The 15,179-nt window shown below is 43.4% G+C and carries 12 protein-coding genes and 1 tRNA gene; 5 read left to right on the top strand and 8 right to left on the bottom strand.

Going from position 1 to position 15,179, the window contains the following annotated elements:
- Positions 1–10: 10 nt before the first annotated feature.
- The 5 genes from V144x_RS11555 to V144x_RS11535 form a co-directional block, all read right to left on the bottom strand.
- Positions 11–1,306 carry an efflux RND transporter periplasmic adaptor subunit gene (locus tag V144x_RS11555; protein WP_144985309.1) on the bottom strand — a complete coding sequence of 432 codons (1,296 nt, stop codon included), beginning with the start codon at positions 1,304–1,306 and terminating at the stop codon, positions 11–13.
- Positions 1,307–1,366: 60 nt separating this feature from the next.
- Entirely contained in the window at positions 1,367–1,822 is a 456-nt protein-coding gene (locus V144x_RS11550; protein ID WP_144985308.1) for a MarR family winged helix-turn-helix transcriptional regulator, read from the bottom strand.
- A 239-nt stretch (positions 1,823–2,061) separates the two neighbouring features.
- Positions 2,062–3,282: a formylglycine-generating enzyme family protein gene (locus tag V144x_RS11545; protein WP_144985307.1), complete on the bottom strand. Its 1,221-nt coding sequence runs from the start codon at positions 3,280–3,282 to the stop codon at positions 2,062–2,064.
- Positions 3,283–3,384: 102 nt separating this feature from the next.
- Positions 3,385–4,722 (bottom strand): HD domain-containing protein, encoded by a 1,338-nt coding sequence (locus tag V144x_RS11540; RefSeq protein WP_144985306.1) that lies wholly within the window; start codon positions 4,720–4,722, stop codon positions 3,385–3,387.
- Positions 4,723–4,757: 35 nt separating this feature from the next.
- Entirely contained in the window at positions 4,758–5,420 is a 663-nt protein-coding gene (locus V144x_RS11535) for a nucleoside 2-deoxyribosyltransferase (protein WP_144985305.1), read from the bottom strand.
- 199 nt (positions 5,421–5,619) lie between these two features.
- On the opposite strand from V144x_RS11535, the gene V144x_RS11530 reads away from it, so the two are divergent.
- Positions 5,620–7,719 (top strand): DUF2079 domain-containing protein, encoded by a 2,100-nt coding sequence (locus V144x_RS11530; RefSeq protein WP_144985304.1) that lies wholly within the window; start codon positions 5,620–5,622, stop codon positions 7,717–7,719.
- 267 nt (positions 7,720–7,986) lie between these two features.
- Positions 7,987–9,660: an energy-dependent translational throttle protein EttA gene (ettA, locus tag V144x_RS11525; protein WP_144985303.1), complete on the top strand. Its 1,674-nt coding sequence runs from the start codon at positions 7,987–7,989 to the stop codon at positions 9,658–9,660.
- Between the two features lie 37 nt (positions 9,661–9,697).
- Here the strand turns inward: ettA and V144x_RS11520 are convergent, their stop codons facing one another.
- Positions 9,698–10,558, bottom strand: a complete 861-nt coding sequence (locus V144x_RS11520) for a chromo domain-containing protein (RefSeq protein WP_144985302.1) — start codon at positions 10,556–10,558, stop codon at positions 9,698–9,700.
- 329 nt (positions 10,559–10,887) lie between these two features.
- On the opposite strand from V144x_RS11520, the gene V144x_RS11515 reads away from it, so the two are divergent.
- Complete coding sequence (locus V144x_RS11515) at positions 10,888–11,913, top strand: Gfo/Idh/MocA family protein (protein ID WP_144985301.1); 1,026 nt, start codon at positions 10,888–10,890, stop codon at positions 11,911–11,913.
- Positions 11,914–12,038: 125 nt separating this feature from the next.
- On the opposite strand, the gene V144x_RS11510 is transcribed toward V144x_RS11515, so the two are convergent.
- Both V144x_RS11510 and V144x_RS11505 read right to left on the bottom strand, forming a co-directional pair.
- Positions 12,039–12,359, bottom strand: coding sequence for a branched-chain amino acid aminotransferase (locus V144x_RS11510; protein WP_144985300.1), 321 nt, complete (start codon positions 12,357–12,359; stop codon positions 12,039–12,041).
- 139 nt (positions 12,360–12,498) lie between these two features.
- The gene (locus V144x_RS11505) at positions 12,499–12,777 is read right to left on the bottom strand and encodes a Flp family type IVb pilin (protein WP_144985299.1); all 279 of its coding nucleotides are present in this window, start codon (positions 12,775–12,777) and stop codon (positions 12,499–12,501) included.
- Positions 12,778–13,367: 590 nt separating this feature from the next.
- Here V144x_RS11505 and V144x_RS11500 point away from each other — a divergent pair.
- Together V144x_RS11500 and tig are read left to right on the top strand one after the other, a co-directional pair.
- Positions 13,368–13,439, top strand: a tRNA-Gly gene (locus tag V144x_RS11500).
- A 197-nt stretch (positions 13,440–13,636) separates the two neighbouring features.
- Positions 13,637–15,100, top strand: a complete 1,464-nt coding sequence (gene tig / locus V144x_RS11495; RefSeq protein ID WP_144985298.1) for a trigger factor — start codon at positions 13,637–13,639, stop codon at positions 15,098–15,100.
- Positions 15,101–15,179 lie beyond the last annotated feature (79 nt).

Below are 15,179 nucleotides of genomic sequence, written 5' to 3'. Positions count from 1 at the left end.
AAGATCCTCTTTAACCATCCGATTTCATGGCTTTTGCTTTTGGTTCCGCATCGGGCGATAAGACTTCAGCGATTACTACATTCTGCTCTGGTCTTAAGCGTTCATTACCACGTATGACAACAAACGCCCCACGTTTCAAGTCACCCTTCACTTGAATTAATCGACCTTGAGCTACACCAACTTGGACGGGAACAGCACGTGCTTTACCCAGTTTTTGATTTTCTTTATTAGGCTCGACGACAAAAATCATGGGACGAGGACCTCCTAAAACCAAAGCATCCTTGGAAACCAGTAAGGCAGTTTGAGCCGCCCCTGTAGGCAGCACAGCGCGGGCTAACATTCCCGATTTGAGGATCGGCCCATTCTTAGTAATTGTATTTTTGATCCGAACCTTAACTGGAAACGTACGAGATCGGACATCTGCCTGCGGGATGACCATGGCTACCTTACCAATAAACACTTCTTCTGGAATAGCGGGAACTTCTACACGGACATCCATTCCCAATCGAACATGCGGCACATGGTTCTCCAGTACTTGAACACTGACATCCACTTCATCTAATGCAATCACTTCGGCAACAAGCTCACCCGAGTTAACCCATTGACCGACTTCCGTATGTTCGGCAACAACGTATCCATTAAACGGAGAAATAATCGTATGCTTTACGACCTGGCTTTCAAGTTTATCAACCAAGGCCTGTTGTATGGCAACTCGAGATCGCGCCTGAGCAATTTTCTCTTTTCGAGGCCCTTTCACTGCGAGTTCATAAGCTGCCGTCGCTTCCTGATATAATTGCTCAGCACGAATTGACTCTGAGACAACCTGTTGAATATCATCATCATTCACTGCTTTTCTAGAATAAAGAGATTCCAGACGTTTACGTCGTTTCTGCTGATACTCGCTACCAGCCTTGGCAGCCATCATGAGCGCTTTGGCTCTTTTTATTTCATCTGGTCGGGAACCATTTTCTAACTCAGTCAGTTCATGTTTGCGAAGTTCCAATTCCGCTTTTTCAGCATCTACTTCTAAACTGATAGTGTTAATCAAGAGTTGAGCCAAAGGTTGTTTGGCGCGCACATAGTCTCCCTCATTCACAGGAAACTCGGCGACACGTCCACCGACGGCACTTCCGATGAGACTTCTCTTAATCGGCTGCACGGTTCCAACAAAGGTTTGTCCTGATGCAATTTTCTGTTCCACAATTTTAGCAACGGCCACAGATGCGGGACCACGTTGGGCTAGCAGTTGTTCAGAAAATAAAAAACATAACAAAAAAAAGGCAACGAGGCTGGTTGCTAATCTCATAAATCCCCTCAATATTATATTAAGTATTATCTATCGTTTATAAATTTGATTTCTTCTTATTTATGCAGTCTCATACTCGGAAGTCGTCACTCCGAGATTTTCCTGCACCTGCATTAATAGCGACTTCAAGATTTCAACCTGTTCCGGTGTCATACCTTGAGTCGCCTTTTTTCTGAGCCGCTTTAAACAGGCCACCATCTGCGACCAAACGGGTTTTGCCTCAGGAAGAACTTTCACCACTTTACGGCGGCGATCATCGGGATCATTTTCACGTTTGATCCAGCAATCCCGCTCCATACGATCCAGGATTCTAACCAGCGTTGGTGGCTCGATCATCATGCGTTCGGCCAATTCGACTTGGGAAAGCGAGCCTTCATAAACGAGCCAACCAATCACCTGAAACTGACGGAATGTAATTCCATAAGGTATCAATTCCTGATTTAATGCCTCTTGATAAAAATGCGAAGTAATTGTAATCCAATACCCGATACTTTCCTCAAAGTCGTATTGCAGCATCAGTTTCTCCTCCGGTAGATTAGAAACCCTCATTCATTAGCCAGGCTAATTATTAGCCTTGTTGTATATTATGACAAGAGCGACCGCAATACACAATTTGCGTAGGAGTCTGAATTTACGAGGTCATCAGGCGGAAAGCGGCAATCTCAGAAGACTTGCAAAGCGAACCGAAACTTGAATGGAAGCAGCAGAAAGCTTCCCTAATCAGCTAAATAAAGTAGACACTCGGAAAACGAGAATCAAAATGAGCCAGAAGTTTTTGGAGCTTCGGAATCGGCTGATACTTCAGGAAGATTCAAAACACAACGAAACCCAACATCAGCAGGAGGCTTCCTCATATTTTCTCCCGATCGTTTCCAAACGTTCCAGGCTTGTTGATCACCTCTTACTGCCCGCATGCTGGGTATCACAGATCTTTTAGGACCCGTCCAATCTCTGACGACTCCCGCATCAGCTAATGTAATCGCAGCCTGATAAGGATTGTTAGAATACCAATCTTCACACCATTCTCGCGCATTACCGGCCAAATCAAAAACACCATAGGGACTTTGATCACCAGGAAATGTTCCCACTGCATCAATTTGTCCTAGCTTACGTACTCTCTGCCAGAGCGGACGCCCATTTCCCCAGGGATATTGGAAACCGGATTCTCCGCGAGCCGCTTTTTCCCACTGAGTTTCAAGAGGTAACTGCTTGCCCATAGTACGTGCATAGTTGAGAGCATCGGTATAGGAGATCCCTAAGGCAGGAAACTGAGCTGGTTGAAGATCATTGCCGGCGGGGCTAGGAATTTTTCCTTTTTGCGCAATCATCTCTGAACGCCATCGCCGATATTGTTCCAGAGTCACTTCATATACATCAATGTAAAACGCATTCTGGTAAATCGTGAATTGAGGCTCTGCATTTTTTTCACCATCATTTATTCCTTGAATCGAAACTCCAGCAGGGACCAACACCATTTCGCTATAATCCCGCGCACAACGAATTCGATGGGGCAGCCCTTGTAATGAATAACCAGCTTCTGCGATAGCAGAAAATCCTTCGGGTAGCTTAAACGAAGAATCAGGTTCGCCTTGCTCTTCCCGCTTTCCACTTGCGGTAATCAAAAAAGTAGAAGAATCGACATCCCCTTGTGCAGGTAACACAACTGAGATTAAGTCATCAGAGCGACTAGTTGATTCGGGTTTTTGAATTTCAAAGTTATGAACATAATCCACAACTTCAAACATATCTTCCGGATTGCCTTCCATTTCTGGCTTTTTCGATTTCTTCTGAAATCTTTTTTTGAGCTTGGAACTTATAGATTTCAGTTTAGGATCTTGAACCGAAGAAGATTTTTGTTTCACAGGAGATCGTTGTACTTGTTGTTCGCTTCCACCACCACAACCAACAGTTGTTAGCAACATTCCCCCAACGAATAAATGGAATGCCCCACAACAAATTTTTCGAATTCGCATCATGGAAGTAACCAATCACTACTGGTAAATGACTTAAAATGAACATCATTACCCATAATTTTAACATGTCTGTAAGCGAATCATAGCCAAATCCCGCAAGCGTGATCAATTTGTTTCTTGAACAGATTTCAGTAATAGGTCTTCGAAATCGCTCATGTCCGCACAATACTCTGCAATTTGAGGATGAACAAATACACGAACGCGCTTCACAAAATCATCAAATTGCTTCTGAGCCAATGTATCAACGACGGGAGACACTATATGCAGAGGTTGGTATTTCGCTTCACGTGACGAATAAATCTCAACATTAAATTCGACTTCACGATGTGTGGGTGGTGCGTCAATTAAAATATCGGTTGAAGAAACGGGCTGATTTAAGCGCTGAGAAAGCCGTTTCGATAAGTTTTCGCTCCATATTACCAACGAAGAAACTGGTTGATGCGCGATCAACTCAAAAACATCGGATGATTCATAATAGCTATATTCAGCAATTCGTTTATACAATATGCGTTTCGTACTGAAAATACCTTCAACCAGTCTTTCACATAATGTGCCTTTGGCCTGTTCTCGTAATACAGAAATAGAATCCGCTTCTGTTAACTTAAAATACTCAGACAAATCAAGCTTCTGATAGAGATGATAAAAAGCGCGGGCAAACATTGTGCTAGCGGAGCGAACCGCATGGTGCCAATAGACTTCGCTAAACATAACATACCGGGCAAATACCATTAACTCCGCTGCAGTTTTTCCTTTGGAACCAATGGCCAAACCATCGCCGGCTTCATTAACCATCAATGAATGAACCAAGCGATTCTTATCAAAGTTACGACCATAGGGCACCCCGGCATGCAAACTGTCGCGGTCCAGATAATCCATCTTATCAATATCAATGGGACCCGATAAAATAGATCGAACCAGTCGCATCTCTGTGGTATCTGATCGAGGGACCAAAATATCTAAAACCTCTTCGGGTTCGATCCCCCACTCTGTTCTCAAAATTCCTGCTAATTCGTGTTGATCAGACAGAAATTCTCTAGCGAACATTTCATGTCGGGGAATTCCTTCCAAGGACATATCTTCAATTAAATGACAAAATGGCCAATGTCCCAAATCGTGTAGTAAAGCTGCGACAATTAAAACCTCAGCGGTATGTACATCGATTGTAGCAGAGAAGCGAGCGTCTTTCCCTAACTGCCAAAGGTACTGTAATGAATTTTGATAGACCCCTAATGCATGCTCGAAACGTGTGTGCGTCGCTCCCGGATAAACCAGGGCAGTAAACCCCAACTGGGTTATATGAGATAATCTACGAAACTCAGTTGTATCGACGAGTGCACGAACACGGTCCGTAAATGGAACATCCTGCTGATAAGGAATGCGAACTAAGCCACTACCAGACTGTAAGTTCGAAATTTCCGGAATCGCAACATAAGGATGATTCATATGTGGATGATCAATTCTTCTTTTTCATTTCTGATTCAGGCCAGTAGTGTCGATCGATCATTGGGAGCAAACAGGTCTTCGACAACTGAGGCAATCATTTCATTATCTTCCTGTGCACCTTCTGCGCACAGTGCTTCCCATAAGACTCGTCCAGATTTGACTGCCGCCTGAACTTTTGAGGGTAATAAAGAGACTTGTAACTCGGGTCGGAGATCTTGCTGCATAATAGCAACAGACAATGCACTGGGAATCTGTTCGATCTGATCAATCGATTCAAAATCTATCATACCCACCAAAAGTGGATTGACACGTCCCTGAATCAATGAACGAACATCATCTTGATAGGCAATCAATGGTTTTCCCAACATCCAGGCCATAGCCGCTTCTGAAACGGCACCTTCATCGGGTGTACGTCCATTTAAATTCCAAACCATTGCCTCGCACTCAATGACTAATTGATAAACATCCAAGGCAAAAATGGCTTCATGTAAGAATTGAGCTGCCATAGGAGCATCCCAGTTTCGTTCGACTAAAACATCTAAGACTAGGCGAAACTCCATTCCATCACGATGAGGCAGATATACTGAGTAACCAGAATCAGACAATAGGTCGGCAATAGACGTCATCTCTTGACGTTCAGATCGATTAAATAAAGGACCAGCGCAATAAACACGAATCTGCTCATTAGAATGTTTCATGGTCAAACCTATGTTGCTTCCTTGCTGAAAGAAAACCATTTAGAATATTAACAGACAGGATCCTTTTCCAATTGTAGCAACACTCAGTATTTTTTCACCTAAACCGCATTCTTTTCAGATTTCTTCTCTAAAATTTGTGAAGTGAATCGCCTATCTTGTCACAAGAAGCACGCGCGAACCTGATTTCAGATAGAAATTGATGAACCAAACAACCACCCCACCTTCGCAATTTGATAGCCGACGATTTACTTATGCGCTGCTTTGTGTCCTGCTGGGAAGTGGTGCTGTCACATTATCAATTCAGTCTATACTCAGCAATTTAAACATTGCTACGTTATACGTTAGTGCGACGCTCTGGCAGGACCTCGTTCGAAATTGGTCTGGTACAATCGAACCAACCACTCAATCAGCTCTGATCCCGTTTTTCCCTTTGATGGGTTATCTATTAATCATATCCATTACAACATGGGGTATTGGATCATTTCTCATTTCCAAAGTGTGTGGCTCCTCTCTAAGCATGGCGTTTACAAACTGGGGCTGGAAAGGCTTCCGCTGGTGGTTGCTGCCAGCAGCCTGGGAACTGCTCCGCATCACAGCTTTCGTTATGGGCTGGACCAGCTTGGAAAGCCTCTTATTGGCGACATCACAATTCTGGTTTTCTCTCACTATCGCAGGTTGGATGGCTACGTTTGCCTCTCTAATCTTTCCCGTTTCTTATTTTGAACTCACTCCAGAATCACTGGAAGCAAAACGGACACAAACAATCAAGATCCCTTTCGGAGCATGGCTCATGATAGGGTTGTTTGTCTCTCTATTCACATTTATGAACTGGAGACTGTATGAAGGTTTGCTGATCCCGCATGGTGACTCTGCCATGTATGAAGAACATCTCTGGAACATCACACATGGAAAAGGGTTTCGCAGTTACCTGGACCAGGGATTATTCTGGGGAGAACACATTCAGTTCATCCACCTGCTTTTACTTCCTCTCTATCAGCTTTGGCCTTCTCACCTACTATTGGAACTGTGTGAGTCACTGGCATTAGCAATCGGCGCTATCCCACTCTACCGGATGGCTGTACGTCACAGTCATTCAACCATGATTGGCAAAGCAATGGTGGCTGCATACTTATGCTATTTTCCTTTACAGTTTCTTGATATTGCGATCGACTTAAAAACATTTCGCCCCATTTCATTAGGAGTTCCCGCCCTGCTCTTTGCGCTGGATGCGATTGAACAAAAACGCTGGAAATCTGCTATTCTTTTGCTGGCACTTACATTAACTGCCAAAGAAGATTATGCCATCATTCTCGGACCGTTAGGACTCTGGATTGCATATCAACAATGGCAAGAAAGTAAACAGGACAACACCACAACAAAACCAGGTCTTTTCAAAGTTCTTACCCCCGGAATCAGTCTCTCCCTTTTTGCGGTTATTTATCTGTCATTCGTCGTGAAAATTCTCATTCCCTGGTTCCGTAGTGGTGAACAAGTTCACTATGTGGGGTACTTCAGTAAATTTGGAAGTTCTCTCGGTGAAGTAGTACAGAATATACTATTCAATCCATCCTTATTGTTCGGTGAATTAGTTCGGCCCGACACTTTTATCTACGGATTGGCTCTGATCGTACCGTTAGGTTTTCTTCCTTTGTTTTCTCCTAGTCGGTTACTTGTAGCGGCACCACTCTTTGGTTTACTTTGCTTGAATGAATTAGCACATGACCCTCGCCACCACTTCCATGCTCCCATAGTCCCCATACTGTGTTGGGCGGCGGCAATTGGATTAGGAAATATCCCTCTTTTTATAGAACGATGCTCATTAAAAACCAAGGTTACTGCCGCACAGACATTCGCGACTCACTTCACATGGTGCTCTGCCATCGCAACGGGACTTTTTTTCAGCTTGGGTCCTACGGGGTTGGTTTTCTGGGATTCCGGATCTAACTGGTACTGGAAAAAACTTTATCTTCCCGGAGAGCGCGCGAAACAATTCACAAAAGTGATTCCACTCATCCCACGGGAAAGTCGAGTTGCCTCCACTGACTTTGTTCATCCCCGTTTTACACATCATGCTCGATCTTATGACTACAGTGACTATCGTCGAAAAGTAAATGATTACCGATCAGGTGTGCCCGCTGACACTGATTATATCATTATCGATACACAACACCCCTATAGCCAAATCAAGTCCCCCGATCAGATCCCGGAATATAAAAATGCGCCTAATCAATGGGAGCTGATCCCAGATCAGACAGATGGACATTTTATAATTCTCAAACGTAAATCAGAAACGAATTGAGAACCAGATGTTAAAATGCGAAGGGACAATCGCTCTAAAATTTTGAAAAACGAGCTTCATTTTCAACAATTTTTTGAATAATTCATGGAGTAGCTCCCCCGTTTCGAGTGACTTGTGGTGAATGTCCAGCTATGTTATTCCGCAAGAATGAAGACCGTTTCAGGCTTTATTAGCCGGGCATTATCAGCCAACCCTTTGTCAAACGCGATTTGACTCAAGGTTTTTGTAACACAAATATAGTCGTCCATCTGGACATGAGATTGAAATATGGCACAACAATATATTATGCAATTGGAAGACGTCACCAAAGTCTATGAACAGAAAGAAGTTCTGAAAGATATTTGGCTTTCGTTTTTCCCCGGTGCAAAAATTGGTGTTTTAGGTACCAATGGCGCAGGTAAAAGTACGCTCCTGAAAATCATGGCAGGAGAAGATACCAATTTCTCTGGCGATGCCCGCCCCGCGAAAGGAATTAAAATAGGTTACTTTAAACAGGAACCAGATTTAGATCCCAATCAGACGGTCGATGAATGTATCGCAGAAGCAGTCTCTGAATCACAGGCAATTTTAGATCGATATAATGAGGTCAATCTAAAATTCGGAGAAGATCCCTCTCCCGAAGAAATGGAAAAACTGATTGAAGAACAGGCAAGACTTCAAGATCAAATTGACGCAGCTAATCTATGGGAACTTGATCGAACGTTGGAAATTGCGATGGATGCCATGCGGGTTGCCCCCGGTGAATCAATAATCGGAAATCTGTCTGGTGGTGAACAACGTCGTGTCGCCCTCTGCAAAATATTATTACAAAACCCTGACCTATTACTCTTAGATGAACCGACTAACCACCTTGACGCAGAATCGGTTGCCTGGTTGGAACGTTTCCTACATAGTTTCCAAGGTACAGTTGTGGCCATCACCCATGATCGCTACTTCCTCGACAATGTCGCTGGCTGGATACTGGAATTGGAACGAGGCAGAGGTATTCCGTTTGAAGGCAATTATTCATCTTGGCTGGAACAGAAACAGGCCCGATTGAAAGTAGAGGAAAAACAGGAATCCAAACGTCAGAAGTTTCTCAAGAGAGAACTGGAATGGGTTCGCATGTCTCCTAAAGCACAGGCTTCTAAAAATAAAGCACGCATCCAGCGTTATGAAGAACTTGCCGCAGAAGATTACGAAAAACAAGACGATGCTTCCGATATTCAAATCCCAATTTCCAAACCTCTAGGAAGTAGAGTACTCATTGCAGAAAATCTCTCAAAGTCCTTTGGTGACAAACTCCTCTTCGAAAACTTTACTTTTGAATTACCACGAGGTGGGATTGTCGGCGTGATCGGCCCCAATGGTGCAGGAAAAACGACTTTGTTCAAAATGATTATGGGCTTGGAGAAACCTGATAGTGGAACTTTAGAACTGGGAGAGACTGTCCAATTATCGTACGTGGATCAAAGTCGAGATGCTTTGAATCCAAAGAAAACTGTCTATGAAGAAATATCACAAGGTCATGAACATTTGGTAGTTGGCAAGTCCAGCATCCATGCCAGAACCTATGTAGGTCGCTTCAATTTCAAAGGCCCTGATCAACAAAAGTTGGTAGGAGAACTTTCTGGTGGTGAACGTAATCGCGTCCACATGGCAAAATTGCTTCGTTCAGGCGGCAATCTCCTTCTTCTTGACGAACCGACTAACGACCTCGATGTAGACACACTTCGTTCATTAGAAGAAGGTCTGGAACACTATAGTGGATGCGCACTCGTAGTGAGCCACGACCGTTGGTTCCTGGATCGTTTAGCGACACACATTATCGCTTTTGAAGGAGATAGCACAGTTCGATGGTTTGAAGGAAACTACAAAATGTACGAAGCCAAACGTCATGAGGAACTTGGTAAAGATGCGGACTCTCCTCACCGACTTCAGTTCAAACCACTTTCACGCTAGGAGTCAATTCTTTCTATAATAATATAGAACCGCATAATTACTTTCTTCTATTGCTGGTTCTACTAAATGTTGAAGCCGGATCATAATCGGTTTTTAAGTTCGTATAGATCGGATTTTCTTTTGCTGTTTTTTTCCTGGTCACTTCCACTTTTGCCATTTCGACGATTTTTTTTGCAGTCAATAATTGAGCTGTTGAGAAAAGGGGAACACCACCGGCAACAGTACGGTGTTTTCTTTGTTTAGCAAGTTCCTGCCAGTCCATATGGCTCGATAAATGCCATGCGATAGCCTGCATCATTTCCCAGTCGTCGTAGCGAGGGTTAAACTTTTTGAGTAATAAGATCAGCGCCTTGTCTTGAACCTGGGTTTCAATAGGTCGCAGCTCGTACGTCTTGAGGCTGGAGGGACTTGGCTTCCCATGCTCCAAACACACTGACTGCAAACGTAATCGTACTGTCTTTTCTGGCGGGATCGTGAACAGGCCTTGAAAATCAAAGTTCTGGTTATTTCCTACAGGAGTGAGATTTCCTCCCACTGATTGACTATTCCCTGTTTGTTGTTGAGGGTTATTCTGAAGCGCCTGTAAAAAACCATTATTGGGGTCCACCTGCTTGAGAACATGGACAGATGAGACAGCATCGGGAATTTTTACTGTGATCGGCTGTTGTGTCAGATTCTTAATAAAAACGGATGACTTGTAAGCACTGACAGGTGCCACTCTGACACTCAATTTCTGACTTTCAATCCCCTCAAATAATTTGACTTGTGGCACATCGGGTTTCAATGTCAATGTTGTAATCATACGATTACGAGGTGTGCCCTCAGCAGGATTACTCCCAACCCAGACTACGGAAAAGAAGATCCCCAATGTCATGAGTAGCTGTATTCGTTTGACCATTTTCAACTCCTGTTTACCAGATCCGCACATAGTGATTTGCGATTACTGTTCAATAAGCGAGTACTCAGAAATCATATGTTCAAGAGATGCACACAAGAAACGTGTGCGTTCATATTGATGTCAAAAAAGAAATACCGTTGAAGCGCGACTTCAAATCTAAAAAGGGAAACTGAACGACGATCACTTTACAGAACTCGAAAAGTCTGTGATATTGAGCAGGATTATTAGATATTTTAAAGAATTGAATAAAGACATGCTGCTCTATCTTTACAATAACAACTTGCTTTGAAGAATTCAAATTCTTTTCATAAATTATTGGAACTCATCTAATGAAAGACTCAAATCGAACTGTGCGCTGGGGAATCTTAGGCACTGCTCGTATTGCAGAAAAAATTAGTATCGCGATTCATCAAGCTGAGAATGCTGAGCTCACATGCATTGCGAGTCGTGACTCTCAAAGAGCCGCTGATTGGGCACAAAAACATCATGTCAAACGTAGCGTAGGCAGTTATGAAGCGCTTTTGGCTGATTCAGAAATTGATGCAGTTTATATTCCTCTGCCTCCCTCTTTACATGGTGAATGGACTGTCCGAGCAGCAAGGGCCGGTAAACATGTCCTTTGTGAGAAACCATTGGCATTAAATGTCAATCAGGCACGAGAAATGCGCCGAGTTTGTTTAGAGAATCAAGTTCAACTGATGGATGGTGTCATGTGGTACCATCATCCACGAGCACGTGAAATCCTCCAAAAAATTCGTAGTGATGCACTTGGCGAACACCGCCGTTTTACTTCTGCATTTACTATCTGCTGGGACAACATTCCTGAAAATGATTTACGCCTCCAGCGAGACTTGGGTGGTGGTTCTCTGGGAGATCTTGGCTGGTATTGTATTGGCGCTACACTATGGGCTTTTAACGAACTACCGCAAAAAGTTTTTGGTACATCGCGCTCATATGAAGATAACGATGTCGATTACAATTTTTCAGGTACCATGTGGTTCAGTAAAGATCGAATTGCTTCTTTTGATTGCGGTTTTGATGTCTGCATGCGTAAGTGGTTTGAAATTGCCGGCACCAAAGCATCCTTAGTTTGCAATGACTTCACACGCCCCTGGGATAATGGCAGGCCTAAGTTTTTTATCAATGATGCTCAAGGGAATTCCATTAAGTACGAAACTGAAGATCCACTCCAAGAAACGTGTATGATCAATCATTTTTGTGATATTATTCGCTCGGGTCGATTGGAACAGCAATGGTCAGATCTGGGAATTAATACACAAAGGGTTCTTAATGCGATTGATTACTCTGCTCGTACAGAACAAGTCGTAAATCTGGCTGATTTCTTCCCTCAATAATCTCCAGAAAAAAACACCCTCATCATGTTAAATGATGAAGGTGTCTGAGGTGGAGACCTCCGCCTCGATGCAAGCCTGCTTCCTATGCGGGAAACGTCGTCTATTTCGCAGTCATAATCAATCGCTTAGTTGTTGTAACCTCGTCCTTCACGAACAGGGCCACGGTCACAAACGATGTCGTTTTGACTGTCACAGAAATCAACCCGATCATTGAAATCACTTCCAAACGTATAGCCCTTGTGGCCTGAGGCACCGGAAACATAGAAGCTCTGGTTGACCCGACCAAATGCACTACCAACATCTTCCAGTTCCTGGTTAATGTTGTGAGCGACTTCGCTCAGCCCTACAATCATGGCCAATACGGCAATTGTTGAAACGAGCACTAGCTCGGAAGAGATAATAAATCCGGCCTCGTCGTTCATCAGTTGAATCAACACGGTTTTCATGGTGATAGTCTCCAGTTCATAAAGTGGGTATTGGGTTTGTTTCGGGTTTTAAAATCTGCAGGGTTGGTGAAGCCCTGCAGACAGTCTTCAGGAAAGAAAGGACGTTTTGGAGGTTGTCATTCGGTTTTTCAGGGAACAATTATTCAACGTCCCACTGACCAGCACAGAAGTCAGACGAATCGTAAAAGCTGCTTGATTCGGTGCAGGCTTTGTGACCATGTGCATGTTTGAGTTTGAAAGACTGATCGATGCAGGAGAAGGCACTGCCCACATCTTCGAGTTCATTGTTGACGTTTAAAGCAACTTCAGACAGTCCGACGATCATTGCCAGAACGGCGATACTGGAAATCAAAACAAGCTCGGCAGAAACAATAAATCCGGCTTCGTCGTTCATCAGTTGAGTAAAGATGTTTTTCATGGTGTTGGTCTCCCTGGTGTTAAATATGAATGCTTTGCATCGAGTTTTGTGTTTTAAAGTTGATACAGGGATGTAAAGCAAGCTGAATACCAAAAGGGGCTCCGCGCTAAAAACTTTTTACAATCTGTTCAAAAACAGAACTGTAAGTCGTTAACAGGTCATCAGATAGAAAAAACACATTGCGGACATTTTTTTCGGCACATGACAAACCGAGACCAAAACAGAATGAGGCGAATTCACAACGCTTTGAACGGTGAAAGAGGGTTTAAACACGTAAACCATTTATAGAAAATCAGTTACCACTATGTGGCCTTAAAACAACATGACGCGAAAAATCAACATGCATTCTTTAGGAGGTCCAATTAGACCAGTCACACTTTAGTACAAGATTCAAGCTGAGGAAGTTCAATTAAAACCAGCAGACCATAGCTGGATTTCGATCAAAAAATGAAAAAAGTCACTGATATCCATGATTTACTTCGTCTCATACTCTTGACCTCAGAGAATTACAAGACATAATCTCAAGCAAAGGTATCTCGTGCATTTACGAATGATAGTCAATTAACAAGTGACTAGGTACGAGCTAGCTTGCGGGTGTAGCTCAGTGGTAGAGCACCACGTTGCCAACGTGGCTGTCGAGGGTTCAAATCCCTTCACCCGCTTTTTTTGCTGGCATGATCTTAAGGGATAGAAACGCAGGCCCCTTCTAATTAGATTTAAGGGGCAGTTTAATACTGTAAATAGTATCACAATAGAAGCAACGTCATAGTTTGCAACTGACACCCTTAGATACAGTGCAAGATTTGATCAATGCCCCCTAAGCTATTTCTCACACATCATTAAAGAAAAGGATTGGACCGTGTCCGACGAACTCGCAACAACTGATACAACAGAGGGAGAAGCCGTATCTGCGGATGGCGAGTACAAGATGTCCGTAACCGCCCAGATTGATGAAGTTGGTCCCTGTAAAAAACATGTTACTGTGACTGTGCCCCGGGCAGATATTGATCATTTCTATTCCGAATCAGTTTCAGAATTAGGTGGTCAGGCGACGGTGCCTGGATTTCGTGTTGGTCATGTCCCGCGCAAGCTTGTTGAAAAACGGTTTCGGCAAGAACTTTCCGATCAGGTCAAACAACGGATTTTGATGGAAAGTCTTGAGCTAGTCGCTGAGGATAATGACCTTGATCCAATCAACGAGCCGACCATTGATGTTGAGACTCTGCAGATTCCTGAAGAGGGAGAATTCAAATTCGAATTTGAAGTAGAGGTTCGCCCCGACTTCAAACTCCCTGAATATAAAGGCTTAAAGCTGGAGCGTCCGGTTCGGACAATCGAAGATCAAGATGTGGACCAATACTTAAATCGCTTCCTCGGTCAATATGGTGAAATGGAAGAACGAAAGGGAGCAGCTGAAAAAGAAGACTTACTGGAGCTCTCTATAAAATTTGAACATGATGGTAAAACCCTCAGCGAGATCAATGAAATCGTCGTTCCCCTGCGTCCTGTATTTCGTCTCCAAGATGCAGAACTTAAAGATTTCGATAAATTAATGGATGGTGTCAAGGCTGGCGAGACTCGAGAGGCTGAAATTGAAATCTCCGAAGAAGCTGAGCAAATTGAGATGCGAGGAGAAAAGGCACATGCCATCTTCACCATCAAAAGTGTTAAATTTATTCAAATTCCAGAAATCAACGAAGAACTCCTGGAAAAAGTAGGAGCGAAATCGGAAGAAGAACTACGAGAAGAAGTAAAAAATATTCTCGAACGTCAAGTTACCTATGAACAACGACAATCAACACGTTCACAAGTTCTGGGCAAAATCACAGAATCTGCAGATTGGGACCTTCCAGAATCATTGGTCTCAAAACAAGTAGAAAACGCTTTAAGACGTGAAATCCTGGAAATGCAGCAAGCTGGATTTTCGAGGCAGGATATCCAGGCACGAGAAAACGAAATTCGTCAACAAGCAATTTCCTCGACTCGTCAGGCACTTAAAGAGCATTTTGTGCTCGATAAAATTGCATCTACCGAAGAGCTAGAAGTGCAGCCTAATGAAGTTGACATGGAGATTTACTATATGGCGATGCAGCAAGGGGAGAGTCCTCGCAGGGTTCGAGCTCGTCTGGTGAAATCGGGTATGATTGAAAATCTCGAAGCTCAACTCCGTGAACGCAAAGCCGTTGATGTCATTCTAGATAAAGCAGAATACAAAGAAGTAGATATGGATCCACCACAGGAAAATCAAATTTCTGCCATCGCAAGGTCTGTCTGTTCTACCTTCTCAGCGACAACCGGTGAAGAAGAAGCAGGTGAAGCATAATCATTGCATGGTTTCTTTAGCTATTTGCGATCTGTCACAAAGCGATACTGTCATCACAGTATCGCTTTTTCAGTTATTT

It is taken from the genome of Gimesia aquarii (assembly GCF_007748195.1).
Taxonomy (GTDB): domain Bacteria; phylum Planctomycetota; class Planctomycetia; order Planctomycetales; family Planctomycetaceae; genus Gimesia; species Gimesia aquarii.
This window is presented reverse-complemented; position numbering and strand designations above follow the sequence as displayed.

What these genes read in the sequence shown, in the direction of transcription:
- V144x_RS11505 (WP_144985299.1), bottom strand. Translation starts at nt 12,777, where the DNA reads ATGAAAAACATCTTTACTCAACTGATGAACGACGAAGCCGGATTTATT.
- V144x_RS11550 (WP_144985308.1), bottom strand. Translation starts at nt 1,822, where the DNA reads ATGCTGCAATACGACTTTGAGGAAAGTATCGGGTATTGGATTACAATT.
- V144x_RS11530 (WP_144985304.1), top strand. Translation starts at nt 5,620, where the DNA reads ATGAACCAAACAACCACCCCACCTTCGCAATTTGATAGCCGACGATTT.
- V144x_RS11535 (WP_144985305.1), bottom strand. Translation starts at nt 5,420, where the DNA reads ATGAAACATTCTAATGAGCAGATTCGTGTTTATTGCGCTGGTCCTTTA.
- V144x_RS11545 (WP_144985307.1), bottom strand. Translation starts at nt 3,282, where the DNA reads ATGATGCGAATTCGAAAAATTTGTTGTGGGGCATTCCATTTATTCGTT.
- V144x_RS11540 (WP_144985306.1), bottom strand. Translation starts at nt 4,722, where the DNA reads ATGAATCATCCTTATGTTGCGATTCCGGAAATTTCGAACTTACAGTCT.
- V144x_RS11555 (WP_144985309.1), bottom strand. Translation starts at nt 1,306, where the DNA reads ATGAGATTAGCAACCAGCCTCGTTGCCTTTTTTTTGTTATGTTTTTTA.
- V144x_RS11510 (WP_144985300.1), bottom strand. Translation starts at nt 12,359, where the DNA reads ATGAAAACCGTGTTGATTCAACTGATGAACGACGAGGCCGGATTTATT.
- V144x_RS11515 (WP_144985301.1), top strand. Translation starts at nt 10,888, where the DNA reads ATGAAAGACTCAAATCGAACTGTGCGCTGGGGAATCTTAGGCACTGCT.
- V144x_RS11520 (WP_144985302.1), bottom strand. Translation starts at nt 10,558, where the DNA reads ATGGTCAAACGAATACAGCTACTCATGACATTGGGGATCTTCTTTTCC.
- ettA (WP_144985303.1), top strand. Translation starts at nt 7,987, where the DNA reads ATGGCACAACAATATATTATGCAATTGGAAGACGTCACCAAAGTCTAT.